This window comes from Leptolyngbya sp. AN10 (assembly GCF_050565645.1).
Lineage (GTDB): Bacteria > Cyanobacteriota > Cyanobacteriia > Leptolyngbyales > Leptolyngbyaceae > Leptolyngbya.
The window spans coordinates 103863-121262 of sequence record NZ_JBNXVP010000010.1; the positions used below are offsets into that span (position 1 = coordinate 103863).

Genomic DNA, 17400 nt, shown 5'->3' on the forward strand with positions numbered 1-17400 from the left:
AGTTACCTCCTTGAAAGTTCTGGAGCGCGATAGGGATTCGCCAGATCCACGATCGCATTCACATCTAAAATCTCTGTGATCTGTCCTTGTACTGTGGCGTAACATTGAGAACCCGGACGAATGGCGGCTCCGGTTGCTGTGAGTGGTTCCTCAACAATGTCGAGAATTTCATCCACAATGATTCCGATTGTGCGATCGCGGCTCAGTTCAACCACAACGATCGAGATAGTTTCATCAAACTGATCTAATGTACGGCGCACTCCAGTAAACACCGCTTGTAAATCGACTAGAACAATCACACGATCGTTGCTTTCTGCTTCTCCAAAAGACACGCGGTATTGCATGAGATATTGTTCTCCGACTTGCTCGATCGTAGAACTTTGCACCGTTTCTAATCGAGTTGCGTGATTCAGCACAATTCCCATTCGAGCATTTTGAACACCGCGAATGATCAGAATCAAAGGTCGATCGCTTGCTTCTGTGTTCGTTGTTGCTGCTAGTTGCGGCGGTTGAGGTTGAATGTTCGCCAATCGAGCGAGTCCAGCCGCATCTAAGATTAAAGCAACTTTTCCATCTCCTAAAATCGTTGCACCTGCGAACATTTCAAGCGCTCTCAGTTGCTTGCTGAGTGGTTTTACCACAATGTCTTGAGTATCTTCAATTGCATCCACAATCAATCCAAATCGATAGTGATCGATCTCGATGACCACACAGTAAAGTACTTCAAATTGAACGATCGACAATTGCAGTACCGAAGCCAGATTCACGATCGGTAAAATTTCGCCGCGCAGTCGATAGACCGAGACATCAAGCAATCGATCGAGTTCGCCCTCGATTCGGATCAGTTCTTGAACACTCGATTGAGGAATCGCAAACTGTTCACCGCCGCTAGTAATCAGTAAAGTAGGAATAATTGCTAGAGTCAGCGGAAATCTCAGCCGAAAGAGTGTTCCTTGTCTAAGCTGACTATCAACTTCGACTGTTCCACTAATCGTTTCAAGATTTTGGCGCACTACATCCATCCCGAAGCCTCGACCGGATAGAGAAGTAACTTCGGTTGCAGTGGAAAATCCGGGCTGAAAGATTAATCGCATTGCTTCTCGATCGCTCATTGAGGCAGATTGAGTCGCAGTGATTGATCCGAGTTGCTGCGATCGCGATTTAAGTTGCTCGATATCAATTCCAGCACCATCGTCTCGAACTTCGATGATCACGGTTCCGTTTTGTTGTGAAGCCTTCAGAACTAAATGACCTTGAGGAGCTTTTCCCGCTCGTTGCCTGACATTCGGTGGCTCAATTCCATGATCAATACAGTTCCGAATCAGATGCGTGAGCGGATCTTTGATTGCTGCGATAATTGCTCGATCGAGTTCTGTCTCTCCGCCTTCAAAAGTAAGCTCTACTTCTTTACCCGATGTCACAGCAACATTTCGCACAAATCGAGGTAAAGTGCGCCAAAGTGTACTAATGGGCTGCATTCGAGTTCGCATCACACTTTCTTGTAGCTCACTCGTGATGAGATTAATTTGTTGGCAAGCAGAGAGTAGTTCGGAATGTTGATTCTGGGTGGTCAGTTGCAATACACGATTCCGAACAAGCACCAGTTCTCCGACTAGATTCATTAGATGATCCAGCACATTCACCTGGACTCGAATCGTTGGATCAAGCGCAGTCGCAGTCGATTCAATCTCTTCAACGCGCTCCGATCGATTCGGTGCATCTTCAGGACACAGTGAAGTTAGACTTGCAATCAATCTCGAATAATCTCGATCGCCTTCCGCTTGCGTGGCTTGAATCGAATCTAGAATCTGGCGAATTGCGTCGATCAGTTGTAGTAAAACCGATGAAATATCCGGTGAAATTTGAGCATGAGTCGAGCGAATTTTCTCTAATAAAGTTTCTCCTGCATGAGCGATCGCTTCAAGCTTCGGAAACGGAATAAACCCAGAATTTCCTTTAATCGTATGTAAGGCGCGGTACAGTTGATTTAGCCGTTCAGCATCCAGCGTACTTTTCTCTAAGTTCAGTACAGTCTGCTCGAATTCAGCGAGAATTTCATAGCTCTCCAGCAGAAAGACTTGTAAATCTTCAGCATCGATCGCGCTCAAACATTCTCTCCAAATACTAGATTTATGGCAATCCTAAATTAGTTGTAAGTTGCACGGTTGATCTCGCCCCCTAGCCCCCAAGTTTGGGGGGACAAGAGTCTTAGCCCCCAGAATTGGGGGTTTGGGGGCTTTCCCGAATCTTACAACTCAAATTGGATTGCTATAGTAAGTTTGCTATTGCTATCCTACGAAGGGCGCGTCTTATTCAGAATCTATCTCAAGGTAGACGTGTGGACAGAGGGAGATGCTGAACACTAATGATCATTTGAAAGTGGAAATTGAGATGGAATGTCCAGAATGTGGTTCGACGGAACTTCAGCGGAATGGACATCGCAATCAAGTTCAATGCTACAAATGCAAACACTGTGGGCGGCAATTTTTGGCTTCTTACAAGCAGTTGCGATACCCTGAACACACCAAACAGCGGTGTCTCCGGATGTATTTTAGTGGCATGAGTGCTCGAACGATCGAGAAACTCACAAAGATTCACCACACCACGATCCTCTCGTGGATTCAAACGGTGGATCTCAACAGTTCCGACTGGTTCGACATGGAAGAATTTGAGACGATCAATCACAATGAAAATCGCGACTTAAAAAAAGGTTAGAAAACAACGTGAACGATGCAGGTAAAACGCTGGTACTGGTTGTGGATGATGCAGCATTCTCCCGGCGAATGTTGCGGAAATATGTTGAGGCAGAAGGATGTCAAGTCATCGAAGCCGCAAACGGACAGCAAGCTTTAGAAATGGTGCAGCAGCATCAACCCGATTGCATTCTGACTGATCTACTGATGCCCGATATCGACGGATTTCAACTCTTGCAAGCCTTACGAGAGCAAGACCAAATGATCCCGATCGCCATTATTAGTGCAGACATTCAAGACACTTCTCATCAACGGGGAATCGAACTTGGAGCGACGAGCTTTATCAATAAACCTGCTAAAGAAGATCAAGTTCGCCAAACAATTCGACAACTGTTGCAGCGAGAAGGAGCGAATCCTTAATGTCTCTCATCACCGATGAACAGTTAGATGCGCTGCAAGAATTTATTAACATTGGAATCGGTCGATCGGCAGCGATGTTGAACGAAATGGTCGAATCTCCGATCGCGCTTTCGGTTCCTACGTTACAAGTCTTTAAAGGCGAAGCTTTGCAGCGAGAACTAATCGGACAGTTTAACGGTCATCGGTTAGCAGCGGTGAGATTAAACTTTTCAGGTAGCTTTAGTGGCAGTGCTGAATTAGTCTTTCCAACTGAAAGCGCTTCGGCACTTGTCGCATTGCTCACAGGTGAAGATTCTAATTCTCCTGACCTGGATGCCGTGAAAATCGGAACCTTGACTGAAGTTGGGAATATTGTGATTAATGGAGTGTTGGGATCGATTAGTAATTTGCTCAAGCGGCAGATGACTTATACGTTACCGACTTACTCTGAAGATACGGTTTATCAGCTTTTAGCCGCGAATCAATCTTTTGCTTACGAGACTGTTTTTTTACTCGCACAAGCCAGATTTGAGATAGCACAGCTTGAAATTGTCGGGGATATTATTCTGATTTTTGAACTAGCTTCTTTCGATGAGCTATTGAGTTGCATTGACCAAGAGATCAATGTTATTTCTTCGTAAGTCGTGGGAGCCTTAAACCGATGAACAACTCCGATCAATTCAGTGTCTTGGATCAAATCCCGCTTGGTATCTGCGTTCTAAAGTCAGATTATTCAGTCGTATTCTGGAATCGTCTTCTCGAAGACTGGACGAAGATTCCCCGCGATCGCATTTTGGGACACTCGATCGGTGATTTTTTTCCTCGATTTACTGAAACTCGATACACGAATCGTCTCGATCTAATTTTTGCAGGGGGTCCTCCTACGATCTTTTCCTCACAGCTTCATCGCTATGTGGTTCCTGTTCCACTAACCGATCAGAGTTATCGGATTCAACATACAACCGTGACTGCAATTGCCTCGGAGGATGAAGGCTACTATGCCATGCTCTCGATTCAGGATGTTACGGATCTTACCTTCCGAGTGCAGGAATACCGCCAAATGCGCGATCAAGCGGTTGCTGAAGCTCAAGAGCGCAAACAACTTCAAGAACGAGCGGAAACGGCAAATCGGGTTAAAGATGAATTTCTTGCGATCGTCTCTCATGAACTACGGACACCACTCAATCCAATTCTGGGCTGGTCAAGACTACTCTGTGACGGCAAACTATCGGGCGCGGCGGCTCAACGGGCTTTAGAAACGATCGCTAGAAATGCAACCTTACAAGCTCAATTGATTGATGATTTGCTCGATGTCTCTCGAATCTTGCGTGGAACTTTGACATTAAATCGTCAGGTCGTTGATCTATTGCTTGTGGTTCATGCGGCTCTCGATACCGTTCGCTTGATGGCAGAGAACAAAGCAGTCTCGATCGAGATACAAGCCGTTTCAACTTCGCCTGTATTAGGAGATGCAACCCGACTGCAACAGGTAATCTGGAATCTGCTAACCAATGCGATCAAGTTCACACCAGAAGCGGGGAAAATCACAATCAACTTACAACGTGAAGCCAACCAAATTGTTTTATCTGTTCAAGATACGGGTGTAGGAATTGAGCCAGAGTTTCTGCCTTATGTGTTCGAGGCATTTCGGCAAGCAGATGCTTCAACCACTCGTAAAGTCGGCGGTTTAGGATTGGGGTTAGCGATTACTCGCAACTTAGTCGAACTTCACGGCGGCTCGGTCGAGGTTCAGAGCACAGGGATTGATCAAGGTTCAATCTTTACGATTCGATTACCGATCGCTCAATCTCAGAATCAGAGAGTTACTCACCCAACAGATTCAAGACCCACTGGGAGCTTACTAGGACTACGAGTTTTAATTGTTGATGATCAACCTGACACACGCGATTTGATTCAGTTTGTCCTAGAAGATAGTGGCGCGATCGTAACCGTCGCTGAATCTGTTGCAACTGCGATCGCGCATCTAAATCAAACGATGCCCGATCTATTAGTCAGCGATTTAGGAATGCCTGATGCAGATGGATTTGAATTAATCCAGTGGGTACGATCGCAATCTTGCGGTTTGGAGAAAATTCCTGCGATCGCGTTAACTGCATTTGCGTCTGAAGTGACACAGCAGCAGACAATTTCGGCAGGATTTCAGCGGCATCTAGTCAAACCGATCGATCCAGATGCGCTGATTCGAGCCGTTTGCCAATTAGCGATCGCATCATAGACAGCAAGAATTCAACAATTCGGCGCAAGAATCCGATATCACTGACCCTGGTTCATTTCTTAAAGTATGAACATCGCAGTGGTTTAGAAGGATTAGAACAATGAATTACTACACATTAGGAAAATCTGGATTGCGTGTGAGTCGGTTAGCCCTTGGAACCATGACCTTTGGAACGGAATGGGGCTGGGGTGCAGATGAAGAAACAGCGCGGCAATTATTCAATACTTACATAGACGCAGGTGGCAACTTCATTGATACGGCTGACTTGTACACAGGTGGAACGAGCGAAACTTGGTTAGGCAAGTTCATTCAAGAACGCAATTTGCGCGATCGAACAATCATTGCCACCAAGTTCTCGTACAATGCTGAACCCGGAAATCCTAACGCTGGCGGCAACGGGCGCAAGAACATTCTCAGAGCCGTGGAAGGGTCGCTGAAGCGCTTAGGAACTGATTACATTGATTTGTACATTCTGCACACCTGGGACAAGATGACACCCGCCGAAGAAGTGATGCGAACCTTGGATGATTTGGTGCGCTCTGGGAAAGTTCGCCATGTTGGACTGAGTGATGTGCCTGCTTGGTATGCAGCGCGATCGCAAACTTTAGCAGAATGGCGCGGGTATGAGCCTCTCTCTACTTTGCAACTAGAGTATTCTTTGGTCGAGCGCAACATTGAGCGAGAGTTTGTTCCACTGGGGCAAGAACTGGGAATGGGTGTCATGGTTTGGAGTCCATTAGCAAGTGGATTGCTGAGTGGAAAGTACAAGCCGAGTGAAGGTGGAACAGTCGGAGAAGGGCGACTGGAAACCGTGAAAGGTATCTCGAATCCAGCGTTTCAGAAGTTTAGCGATCGGAATTGGAAGATTGTTGCTGAACTAGAAAAAGTGGCGAAAGAACTCGATCGACCTATGGCGCAAGTTGCAGTCAATTGGACAGTGAATCGTCCAGGAATTGCTTCTGTGATTGTAGGTGCGACGAAGCTATCACAATTAAAGGACAATTTAGAAGCTTTAGATTTCGAGATTCCTAAAGAATTGAGCGATCGATTAGAACAAGTCAGCCGCCCTGAATCTCAGTTTCCCTACAGCTTCTTTGATAATGAAATTCAAGGCATGATTCATGGGGGTGCTTCTGTGGGTCTTAAGCCTGCGGGATATCAACCGGATGTATTGATTCGATCGGCTGGTGCGGGAGTCGCTTAGATGGCGACTCGAAAACGAAAGGTTGCTTGGGATGGGATTGTGTTGGAATACTCGCGATTTGATTGTTCTGCGGGATTGTTTGTCAGTTTAGCGATCGCAGAAACCAAACAATCCCCAATCATTCCTAGTCATCTACATCTACTGTTGAAACCGACCTTACTTGATCCAAATCTTGCTCAGCAAATTCAGTCTATTCCTGTTCCGCTGAACTATTATTGCGAGGTGAAAGATGCGTCGATTCTGCATCTTGTGGAACTATTGCAAATCGAAATGCAAGCTCCGAAACCAATGAGTCAGATGTTTGTTTCATCGATCGTGCTTGTTCTGGTAACTCATCTACTACAGCAATGGCAGTTAGAGGATGTTTGAGAAGTATAGGAGGGTTCTTCGCTGCGATTGCAGTTCGCCCGTGATTGGAAATCACGGTCTATCGGAAAAAGTCCACTAAAGGGGACTGAAAGTCAATCGTGGCAGTCTCTTCAGTCTGTTTCAACAGACTTTGTTCCGATAGCCCCGAATTTATTCGAGGGGCGATTGAGGCGATGAGAGATGACTTTTCAAACACTCTCCTAAAATCCTAAATCTGCTTTCGCTGCCTCAGCCGCTCGAAACACTTCCACATCCGGTAACTCTTCCCAAGCCGTATCACCAATCTCGCTGTAGAACGTTTCATCATAAGGACGAGTCCGCACGACGACAGGCATCGGAACGGCATGACCCAGAATCAATGCTTGTTGTTTGGAATCGAGTTTGGCAAGTACCGATCGTAAACTTTGACCACCCGAAACCCCGGTAAAAATCGCATCAATGTCCTTTTCATCGTTTAACAGTGCTGTGATTCGGGTTCCGATCTGTGACATGACTTCGTTATCGATTCCCGATGGACGCTGATCCACAACTAGCAACGTGACAAAATATTTCCGCATTTCACGGGCGATCGTACCAAAAATCGTTTGTCCCACAGTAGACGGATCGAGAAATCGGTGAGCTTCTTCGATCGTAATTACCAATTGTGTGGGTCGATCGCTCACGTCTTTCGTCTGCAAGAACTTCTCAGCTTTCCGCACATAAGCTTGGTGAATTCGTCGCGCAATAATGTTCGTCGCCAGCATATAAGACAGTAGATTCGACTGTGATCCAAACTCGATCACAACGTGCTTTCCACTTTCAATACATTCCAAAATCTGACTCACATAGTTATGCGGGCAACTATTCCGAATGTACTTCAGTTCATCTAAGCGATTCAATTTCCGCTGGAGTGCCATGATCGAGGACTTACTGCCCATCTTAGTTTCGCAGAACTCTTGGATTTCACCATTGCTCATTGTCAGTAAGCGATTGATCCAAGCCTTACCAAATTCATTGCGTAGAATGATCGCGTTTTCTAATGCAGCTTCAGAAAGATTCAACTCGCCCCGAACGAGCATCAGATCTTCAACGTCGATTTGGTCATAGCTCACATAAAGTTCTTGAGCATCACGCACACCTCGACGTTTAGTAGAATCGGGATCAAGCGTAAAAATCTGCACTTGTCCCGGAAACAACTGTCGCAAGCCTTTTACAGTACTAAACTGCTTGCCTTCTCTAGTTGCTTCCCATCCATATTCTGAGTGCATATCAAAGATGAGATTGACCGCAGCTTGTTTACGAACAATACCAGCCAGCAACAATCGAGTGAGAAAAGATTTCCCAGTTCCAGATTTGCCGAATACACCGTTACTGCGTTCAACAAAGCGATCGAGATCCAAACAAATCGCCACATCCATATCGATCGGCTGCCCGATCGCAAAATTGCGTCGATGCGGGTCATCTTCCCAGCCAAAGACCGCCCGAAAATCTCGCTCACTCGCGTCATACACCTGACTAAAGTGGCTCGGAATCGTCTTCACAGGTAAAAGCTCGATCGCTTCACTCGAATTCGCCTCAAACGATGCCAATTTTGAAGATGTTTTCTTCTTCGCAGGCTGTTCAGTTGGCGTGAACATCAGCATCGGGGAAAGCTCGATTGTGCCGTAAGTCCCGCTCCCTGCAATGACTTCTTGAAGAAACAAATTCGTCGGCTCTGGAGGATTGGCGATAATGCGCTGGCTTGAAGTTCCGAGAGAAACATCGGTCAGCATACAGAAAAACCGCGATCGCGTTCCCTGCACGACCAAGAACTTTCCGACTCGCATCTCCTCGACTGATACATCCGGGTGCAGTCGAACTTCTAATCCTTGGCTCAGAGATCCTTGAATCACTGACCCTAATGGCTTCTCTAGATCCATAACCCAGCCCAAAGCAATTGTTCTATCTTAGTGCAGCTTGGAGCAAGCGTACTAAAGTTGTCAAAGTTATATAATCGAGTTGCGTTTCATCCTTTAATTTAGGGCTTGCCCAATCTCACGTATTATGATCACAACCCTTGGAAAACCATCCTCGCTAATACACGAAATCTGCATCGAAAAAGTTGAAGGGTGGAATTTGTTCAGGTTTAGCGAGACTCTACAAATTCGGATGGAAAGTCTTCTGGAAAAGAAGAAAGCAGACCAATTGACATTAGAGGAAATAGCAGAGCTAGAAGCCATTTCAGAACTCGATCGAATCTTTACTCATGTTAACGCGATGATTGCTGCTCAAGATGTCAATCAATAATCTCGATCGACAAACCATTCGAGAACGAGCCAGCTATCTTTGTGAGTACTGTCATTCTCCAGAGCGTTTAAGCGCTACTCGGTTTACAGTTGACCATATCATTCCAAAGTCACTTGGTGGCTCAGATGAACTCGATAATCTGCATTAGCTTGTCGGCGATGCAATGAACGGCGATATAACTTTGTTGCAGGAATCGACCCAGAAACGCAAGAAATTGTTTCTATCTTCAATCCTCGTCAACAACCTTGGAAGGTGCATTTCACTTGGGTAGAAGACGGGGTTCTCATCCAGGGAAAAACACCAACGGGCAGGGCTACTTGTATCCGTCTAGATCTCAATGATTTGCGCTATCCGGAGGATGATTCAATTCGGGCAACACGACGCTTCTGGATTCAAATTGGTTTACATCCTCCATCAGATGACCTTAGCTGAAGCTAAGAACTAAGAGGGCGTTTGGGAAGTAATCGTTTATCGCATTCACCCGCCCGGAAATGAATCTCCGGGCTAATCGCGGGAAGCCCACTAAACTGGGCTAAGAACCCCGAATTACTCTCTTAGCCCGCTTCAGCGGGGTTTCCTCCATTAGCCCGGAGATTCATTTCCGGGCGGACTGGCAACGAAGTAAAGCCGCTTTTTATCCTTCTCAAACACCCTCTAAGAGAAATCGTAGCAAATGCGACAACACGATGCTTGATTAGGTCGAGGAATCGGTCAGCAGCTACTTACGCTTGACTTCGGTTTGTGCGATCGTCGTTCTTCTCTCTAAAATGAAGGCTGAAGTCCTTCCAAAGTTTAGATTCATGCTCCATTCCGAATTCAAGCAACGCCGCGATCTCTTTATGTCCAAAATCGGCAACGGAACCGCAATTTTCCGCAGTGCGCCGATGGCTGTGATGCACAACGATGTGGAATACAACTATCGCCAAGACAGCGATTTTTTCTACCTTACAGGATTTAACGAGGCGGATGCGGTTGCGGTCTTTGCTCCTTGGCATGAAGAGCATAAATTTATTCTGTTCGTACAGCCCAAAGATCGGTTGAAGGAAACTTGGACAGGCTACCGGATTGGAGTCGAGGCGGCGAAAGAAAAGTATGGAGCTGATGAAGCTTATCCGATCACCGAATTGGATGAGAAGTTAGCGCAGTATGTCACCAAGGCAGAACGGATTTACTATCATTTCGGACGCGATCAAACATTTAATCAGCGAGTTCTCAGACTATGGCAGCGTTGTATTGCTTTGTACGATCGCAATGGAATTAGTCCAACCGCGATCGAAGATCCTGCTTTCACGCTTCATCCAATGCGGGTTGTAAAGAGTGACTACGAACTCTCTGAGATGCGACGAGCAGTCGAAATTGCCGCAGAAGCTCACAATTTAGCGATCGACATTCGGAAGCCTGGACTGTATGAGTACGAAATTCAGGCGCAGATGGAGCATCTATTCAGGCTTCGAGGCGGGCAAGGAATTGCTTATCCGTCGATCGTCGCTTCGGGAAATAATTCTTGCATTCTGCACTACACCGAAAACGATCGACAAATGCAAGATGGTGAACTATTGCTGATTGATGCGGGCTGTTCTTACAACTATTACAACTCAGACATCACTCGGACTTATCCAGTAGGCGATAAGTTTACTGAGGAACAGCGAATTTTGTATGAATTGGTGTTGAAAGCACAACTTTCAGCGATCGAGCAAATCAAACCCGGAAATCCCTGGAATCAATTTCACGATACAGCGGTGAGAGTGATTACTGAGGGTTTAATGGAGCTTGGTTTATTGCAAGGAGACATCGAAGAAATCATCAAAGAAGAGAAGTACAAAGCCTTCTTTATGCACGGAACCGGGCATTGGTTGGGCTTAGATGTGCATGATGCAGGAGCGCGGAAAATTGGTGAAAACTGGCTGAACTTCCAAGCGGGACAGGTGATCACAGTAGAACCAGGAATTTATATTCGATCGGACTTTGAACCCTTAGAAGGACAGCCTGAAGTGCCTGAACGCTGGCGCGGAATTGGCATTCGGATCGAAGATGATGTGCTAGTCACTGATACCGGGAATGAAGTTCTGACCGCAGCAGTTCCAAAATCAGTTGAAGCAATGGAGCGATAAAGATGTTTGCATTAGTATCACGCGATCGTATCGAGCTACCACCCGGCTCATTTCTAAAACTTCCAGGAACTTGGCAAGACTACATCACTTTGAGTGAACAACGAGGAGACGGATCGATCCCTCGAATGAAATATCGAGACGGAGAGATTCTACTAATGTCACCCTTACCCGTTCATGGCTATGGCGCAAATCTACTAGGCGACATCGTAAAAACGATTCTGGATCATTTAGAGCAGGAATACAATGCTTACACTCCTGTCACAATGACCTTACCAGAGGCTTATGGAATTGAGCCAGATATTTGCTTTTACATTGACAATTGGCAGTTTTCAACTGGTAGAGATCGAATTGACTGGCAAGTTGAACCACCATTTGATTTGGTGATTGAAATGGATGTTACTAGCTACAGTAAGGTCGATGACTATCTACCGTTCAAAGTGCCAGAAGTATGGATGTACAAGAAAAAGCAACTTCGGATTTATGGTTTCGAGAATGATGCTTATGTGATTCGGGAGCGAAGTCGCTTTTTCCCAGATATTTCGATTCTGGACATTGTTGCTGAATGTGAGCAAATTGCTTCAGAGCGATCGACCGGTGCAGCCATTCGTAGTTTGAGACAGAAGCTAAACCAGGAGTAGTGCTATGACGATCGCGCTTTCTCAAAAACCAACCCCAATGCTCTTTGAAGCCCTCACTTGGCGAGAGTTTAAAGCGGTTGAGCAATTGCTCGATCGACCTGGTTATCGCCTTTCTTTCCTAGATGGAACGTTGGAGATTCGACAAATGCCTGGTGAATCTCATGAAATGCTCAAAGCAAGAATTAACGCGCTTTTGGGGGTCTATCTATTGGAAGCGGGATTTGACTTTACTCCGACAGGCTCAATGACATTGGAAAGCGTTGGATGTGTTAAGCGAGAAGCGGATCAATCCTATAAACTTGCACCAGGTCGATCGCGTCCGGATTTAGCGATCGAGATTGTATTCACCAGCGGCGGCATTAACAAACTCGAAGCTTACAAACGGCTCAAAATCTCAGAAGTATGGTTCTGGGAAGATGGCGTTTTAGAGGTCTACCACTTACGTTTAGAAGGTGATCAATTTCGATACGAGAAGATATCGAACAGTGAAGCAGTTCCAGGACTCGATCTCGAATTGCTCTTACGCTGTATCAACATGGTGAATCATGTTGATGCAATCAAAACTTTTCAACAAGCAATTCAGCAATGAAATTACCAGAGTTAGATAATGAAACGATCGATAGAATTCTCGAAATGGCTTGGGAAGATCGAACGCCCTTTGAAGCCATTGAACTGCAATTTGGATTAGATGAGAAACAGACGATCGCATTAATGCGGCGGGAAATGAAAGAATCAAGCTTCAGAATGTGGCGCGAACGAGTCACAGGACGCAAAACAAAGCATCTCAAGCAGCGAGATTTTGTTGAAGGACGGTTTCGATCGCAGAATCAAAAAGGCTCATAGTTAAAAATTATTGTCGATCGCGCAATTTTGCCACTTCTTGAACCAATCGCTCTGGGTCAATCGGTTTGGCTAAATGCGCTTGGAATCCAGCTTGGAGCGCTTGTTGCTGATTGAACTCACCCGCATAAGCGGTTAGCGCGATCGCATTCACTCTCCCCCCTTGTTCAGCAGGTAGTTGTCGCACTTGTTTGAGCAGCATATATCCATCCATCCCTGGCATTCCGATATCACTAACGAGTACATCAAAGCGCGGTTCCTTCGGAGTTGTGCTTTGCACAAAGCGCGTTAATTGCGAAAATGCTTCTGCGCCTGAATGTGCGATCGTAACTTGTGCACCCGCTTGATCGAGAACAAAAGCAATAAATTCACGCGAATCTGGATCATCATCGACAACCAGTAAGCGCATTCCACGCAGATTGTTCAGCTTCGATTGCTCGATCGTTTTACTAGGTGTTGCTTCAACATTAATCAAAGGGAAAGTAACAGTAAACGTTGCTCCAAATCCTTCGCCTTCACTGGTTGCATTCACAGTTCCGCCGTGAAGTTCGACTAAGTGACGAACGATCGCTAATCCCAATCCTAAACCGCCAAATTTTCGAGTCGTTGTGCCGTCTTCTTGGCGGAAATAATCGAAAACGTGGGGGAGAAACTCTGGGGAAATTCCTTTGCCTGTATCGGTTATTTTGATTTGAGCTTGGTGATCGATCGAGTCGAGTTGAACCGTGACTCTTCCTCCTGATGGCGTGAATTTCACTGCATTCGAGAGCAGATTCCAAACAATTTGCTGGAGGCGAGTCGCATCTCCTGACACTTCTCCCACTTCGGATAAGCAAGTCTCGATCGCAATTCCTTTACTCTCTGCTGCAAGTCGAACCGTCTCGATCGCAGAATGAATCATCATGACCACATTCACCGGACGAGCATTCAAGCTCAGTTTGCCTTGTAAGATTCGGGCAACATCTAAGAGATCCTCGATTAGTTCGGATTGCAGTTGAGCATTGCGCTCGATCGTTTCCAGCGCTTGAGCCGTCCGCTCTGGATTGAGGTTGCCTGTTCTAAGGATCTTTGTCCAGCCGAGAATTGGATTAAGTGGCGATCGTAGTTCGTGGGACAGTACCGCTAAGAATTCGTCTTTGATGCGGTTAGCTTGTTCGGCGGCTTCTCGTGCGGCTTGTGCTTGTTCTAGAATCCGTTCACGATCGCGCTCGATTTCAACTCGATCGCTGATATCGGTTGAAACGCCGATCAATCCAATCACTTCGCCTGCTGTATTCCGTTGAGGAACTTTAATGCTAAGAAAGGTACGACCTCCAACCGTTTCCTCGATCGCTTCCATCTGCCCGGAAGCCATAATGCGCTGATCTGTTGCGATGATGGGATCAATGGACTGTGAAAATAATTCGCGATCGCAAAAACCAATGATCTCAGGCGCAGGTCTGCCCAATAGTTCAAGCGCCGCAGGATTCGCATAGACATACCGTCCTTGGCGATCTTTGACGTAGACCAGTGCCGCAGTTGCTTCATTGATCGTGTTTAAGATCGCTGTTTTTTGCCGCAGATCTTCCTCGATTTGTTTGCGATCGGTAATATCAGAACTAACATTCACAATCCCTTCAGAGGTAGGATAAATCCGGTTCTCGTACCAGCGATTCCAAGTGGGATAGTAAAACTCATGAAGCACAGGAGTACGATCGCGTTTCACTTGGTGCAGAACTTCCCAAAACTCAGTTCCTACCACATCAGGGTAAAGCTCCCAGAAGTTCCTGCCGACCAGTTCTTCACGAGATGAACCGATCGTCTCCGCAGCTTTCGCATTCAGATAAGCAATGTTCCAATCATGATCCCACACTAAGAAATTCTCGTGAATGCTAGATAAGATATCTTGCAATCGAGCTTCTACGATCTTGAGTTGTTGTAAAGCGCGATCGCGTTCCAGATATGCCCAAATCCGCGTGGTTAACTGCTGTAATAGTTCAATTTCATCAGCTTGCCACTGGTAAGGATGTGATTGATGAAGAATGATCGCAAATTGAACGCCATCATCACTGACAAAGGGAGCATTGATGAACGCCCGAACATCGATCGCATGATATCGATCGGCAAAAGGAGCAGTTTGAGGATCAGCCTCGACATCATTGATTACAATAGGCTGATTGTTCACCATACGTTCCCAAAGTTCCAGTACAGCGAATTCTGTGATCGGATATTCTCCAACGAGACTTACTGCTGTTTTATCTTTGCGCCAATTGTGATGAATAACTGCAACATCGATCCTTGAATCAAACTGAGCAAAGGCACAATTAGAAACATTGAAGAACTGACCAATCTTTTCGCCTAAAACCTGCATCATTTCGGTTTCAGTACGATCGATCACCAATTCCTGACTAATCTCTGCCAAAAATGCTGTGTACAGTTCGCGGTGCTTGGTTTCGGTGATATCCGTCGAAGTCCCAAACCAGCGCAGCAAATTCCCAGCTTCATCCATAAAAGGCTCACAGCGGATCAAAAACCAATGAAATTCTCCAGTTTTGTGATTCCGCATTCGAGCTTCGACGCGATAAATCGATCGAGTCTGATGTGCGATCGTCCATTCGCCATGTACACGATCGAGGTCGTCAGGATGAAAGATCGTTTGCTGAATTTCTGGTGTGGCAGTTTCTTCTAGCGTTAGCCCAGAAAATTCGCTCCATCGCTCATTCACATAGCTGGTTTTACCCTCCGCATCCGTCACCCAAACGATTTGAGGAAGCGACTCTGCGAGCAATCGGAACTCGGCTTCTCGACGACGAACCGCGAGTTCTGCCTGCTTACGATCGTGAACATCCAGCGCGATTCCAATCCAATAGTCGATCGTACCGTTCTCATTCCGAACTGGAGAAGCGCACGTGTACAACCAGCGGTATTCTCCATCTGCACGGAGATACGGCACTTCGAGTTCATATTTATGGTTGCTCTGTATCGAATCCAGCCAAGCGGTGTAAGTTCGATCGCGGTAATCCGGATGCACTAAGTTCGACCAACCGTAGCCGCGCAGTTCTTCGAGCGATCGACCTGTAAAATCAAGTCCCCACTGATTGCAGTATTCGATCATGCCGTTCGGATCGCTCACATACACAATCTGTGGAGAGAGTTCGATCAATGCCCGATATCGCGCTTCACTCTGACGAATCCTGGCTTCTGCTTGTTGCCGCTCGGTAACATCCTGAAGAATCACCATAATGTCTTGGACATTGCCTTGATCATCAAAAAGCGGTGCAGCCGAGACACTCACGCTGATATTGACTCCATCCCGCTTCGATCGATATGTTTCAATGCCAAAAAATGTTTCTCCCCGAACGACATCGGCTCTGAGTTGCTGACATTCCTCTAACTTTTCCGGCGGCACAACCGGGATATATTCCCCTAACACTTCTGCTTCTGTCCAACCAAATAGCTGCTCTGCGGCTGGGTTCCAAAGCTTCACTCGGCTATCCGGTTCCATCGCGATGATCGGTAATGGAGAGGCTGAAATTAAAGTCCTTAGCGTTTGATTCGTGCGTTGGAGGTCTTCTTGAGCTTGAGTATTTTCAGCAAAAACACGGTCACGCTCAAACACAATACTGGCAACCTGAGTTCCAAAAGCCGCCAATTGATATTCCCATTCGGTTGGGGTGCGCGGTCGATCGAAACACAGCATCAATGATCCGAGCGGCACTTGATCAATAGCTATCACAGGTTCAGAGTGACACCCTAAAATTCCATGTGCGACACAGAGATCCCGCCAAGGTTTTGACCAGCGTTCATCGTGCTCGATATCTGGACAAGAAATTGATATTCCTCGATACACCGCTTCGCCACAAGTTCCGATACAGAGATCATTGATCGGGGCATCTTTGAGCGCTTGTCCAAACGAAGGCGGCAAACTCGGAGTAATCGATCGCGAAAAACTTTTACAATTGCTATCTGCCAGCAGAAAACTTGCACGAGTCCCCGGATTGAGTCGAGCGATCGCATCACACACCGCTGTCAGACAGTCATCCAGTGATCGACCCGTCGCGATCAATTCCAACAGGCGATTCTGCTCGATTAACATTAACTGCGATCGTTCTGGGCGTTGAGTCACCGCAGGTCGCAAAGTTACCACCGCAGCATAAGGAGTTTCACCTTGAAATAAAGGAGTCGCATCAACTTGGAGCCAAATGAGATCCTGATTCTGCGAATAAAACCCGATCACGGCTTGTTGCGGTTGTCCCGTCCGAAGCGCCACGATCGACGGAAACTGTTCCGGCTGAATCGAACTGCCATCCGGTCGAATCGATCGCCAAAACGAATCCTCCAGCGTACTTCCGATCAAGTCTTCTGCTGGATATCCCAATAATGGTTCGACTCCAGCATCACAGGCTTGCACCCGACCATCGGCAAATTGAAGAAAAGTTCCAGTTTGGAGTGTTGCTGAGTGAGAAAGGTGGGGGGCTTCGACCTGGTGATTCATGAGACTGAGAAGACAAACGAATTGAACGCAGATGCGCTCCCTAGTATGACTGTCTATCGAATGAGAGAAAACGTCATCTGTCTCATGAGGGAGGTACTGCAACCGGATTTTTATCTCAGAATTGCTTGACCAAACTTAATAAAAGTTCGATCGCGAATTGAAGAACCGCCT

General features: G+C 46.4%; 15 protein-coding genes. 12 read left to right on the forward strand and 3 right to left on the reverse strand.

Features of this window, described 5'->3' with window-relative positions; translation table 11 throughout:
- Positions 1-2 precede the first annotated feature (2 nt).
- Positions 3-2108 carry a chemotaxis protein CheA gene (locus ACQ4M5_RS16060; protein ID WP_430676649.1) on the reverse strand — a complete coding sequence of 702 codons (2106 nt, stop codon included), beginning with the start codon at positions 2106-2108 and terminating at the stop codon, positions 3-5.
- A 244-nt stretch (positions 2109-2352) separates the two neighbouring features.
- Between ACQ4M5_RS16060 and ACQ4M5_RS16065 the strand changes: the two genes are divergently transcribed.
- The 6 genes from ACQ4M5_RS16065 (at position 2353) to ACQ4M5_RS16090 (ending at position 6901) form a co-directional block, all read left to right on the forward strand.
- A complete protein-coding gene (locus ACQ4M5_RS16065) occupies positions 2353-2715 on the forward strand; it encodes an IS1/IS1595 family N-terminal zinc-binding domain-containing protein (RefSeq protein ID WP_430676650.1) in 363 nt (120 codons plus the stop codon).
- Between the two features lie 8 nt (positions 2716-2723).
- Complete coding sequence (locus ACQ4M5_RS16070) at positions 2724-3113, forward strand: response regulator (protein WP_430676651.1); 390 nt, start codon at positions 2724-2726, stop codon at positions 3111-3113.
- Entirely contained in the window at positions 3113-3733 is a 621-nt protein-coding gene (locus ACQ4M5_RS16075; protein ID WP_430676652.1) for a chemotaxis protein CheC, read from the forward strand. Before ACQ4M5_RS16070 ends, ACQ4M5_RS16075 begins: the two co-directional genes overlap by 1 nt.
- A gap of 20 nt (positions 3734-3753) precedes the next feature.
- Positions 3754-5328, forward strand: a complete 1575-nt coding sequence (locus ACQ4M5_RS16080; RefSeq protein ID WP_430676653.1) for an ATP-binding protein — start codon at positions 3754-3756, stop codon at positions 5326-5328.
- 100 nt (positions 5329-5428) lie between these two features.
- On the forward strand, positions 5429-6532 hold the full coding sequence (locus tag ACQ4M5_RS16085; RefSeq protein ID WP_430676654.1) for an aldo/keto reductase: 1104 nt from the start codon (positions 5429-5431) through the stop codon (positions 6530-6532).
- A complete protein-coding gene (locus ACQ4M5_RS16090) occupies positions 6533-6901 on the forward strand; it encodes a hypothetical protein (protein WP_430676655.1) in 369 nt (122 codons plus the stop codon). It abuts the gene before it with no gap.
- 200 nt (positions 6902-7101) lie between these two features.
- Here ACQ4M5_RS16090 and ACQ4M5_RS16095 read toward each other — a convergent pair whose 3' ends face one another.
- Positions 7102-8799 (reverse strand): helicase HerA domain-containing protein, encoded by a 1698-nt coding sequence (locus ACQ4M5_RS16095; protein WP_430676656.1) that lies wholly within the window; start codon positions 8797-8799, stop codon positions 7102-7104.
- A gap of 229 nt (positions 8800-9028) precedes the next feature.
- Here ACQ4M5_RS16095 and ACQ4M5_RS16100 point away from each other — a divergent pair, with 229 nt between their 5' ends.
- The 6 genes from ACQ4M5_RS16100 (at position 9029) to ACQ4M5_RS16125 (ending at position 12758) form a co-directional block, all read left to right on the forward strand.
- Positions 9029-9166, forward strand: coding sequence for a hypothetical protein (locus ACQ4M5_RS16100; protein ID WP_430676657.1), 138 nt, complete (start codon positions 9029-9031; stop codon positions 9164-9166).
- A complete protein-coding gene (locus tag ACQ4M5_RS16105) occupies positions 9153-9314 on the forward strand; it encodes an HNH endonuclease (protein ID WP_430676658.1) in 162 nt (53 codons plus the stop codon). The genes ACQ4M5_RS16100 and ACQ4M5_RS16105 overlap by 14 nt, the downstream gene beginning before the upstream one ends.
- Before the next feature lie 652 nt (positions 9315-9966).
- On the forward strand, positions 9967-11277 hold the full coding sequence (locus tag ACQ4M5_RS16110) for an aminopeptidase P N-terminal domain-containing protein (protein WP_430676659.1): 1311 nt from the start codon (positions 9967-9969) through the stop codon (positions 11275-11277).
- A 2-nt stretch (positions 11278-11279) separates the two neighbouring features.
- Complete coding sequence (locus tag ACQ4M5_RS16115; protein ID WP_430676660.1) at positions 11280-11915, forward strand: Uma2 family endonuclease; 636 nt, start codon at positions 11280-11282, stop codon at positions 11913-11915.
- A 4-nt stretch (positions 11916-11919) separates the two neighbouring features.
- Positions 11920-12504: a Uma2 family endonuclease gene (locus ACQ4M5_RS16120; RefSeq protein WP_430676661.1), complete on the forward strand. Its 585-nt coding sequence runs from the start codon at positions 11920-11922 to the stop codon at positions 12502-12504.
- Entirely contained in the window at positions 12501-12758 is a 258-nt protein-coding gene (locus ACQ4M5_RS16125; RefSeq protein ID WP_430676662.1) for a TIGR03643 family protein, read from the forward strand. The genes ACQ4M5_RS16120 and ACQ4M5_RS16125 overlap by 4 nt, the downstream gene beginning before the upstream one ends.
- A gap of 7 nt (positions 12759-12765) precedes the next feature.
- Here ACQ4M5_RS16125 and ACQ4M5_RS16130 read toward each other — a convergent pair whose 3' ends face one another.
- Positions 12766-17229, reverse strand: coding sequence for a PAS domain S-box protein (locus ACQ4M5_RS16130; RefSeq protein WP_430676663.1), 4464 nt, complete (start codon positions 17227-17229; stop codon positions 12766-12768).
- Positions 17230-17400: the final 171 nt, after the last annotated feature.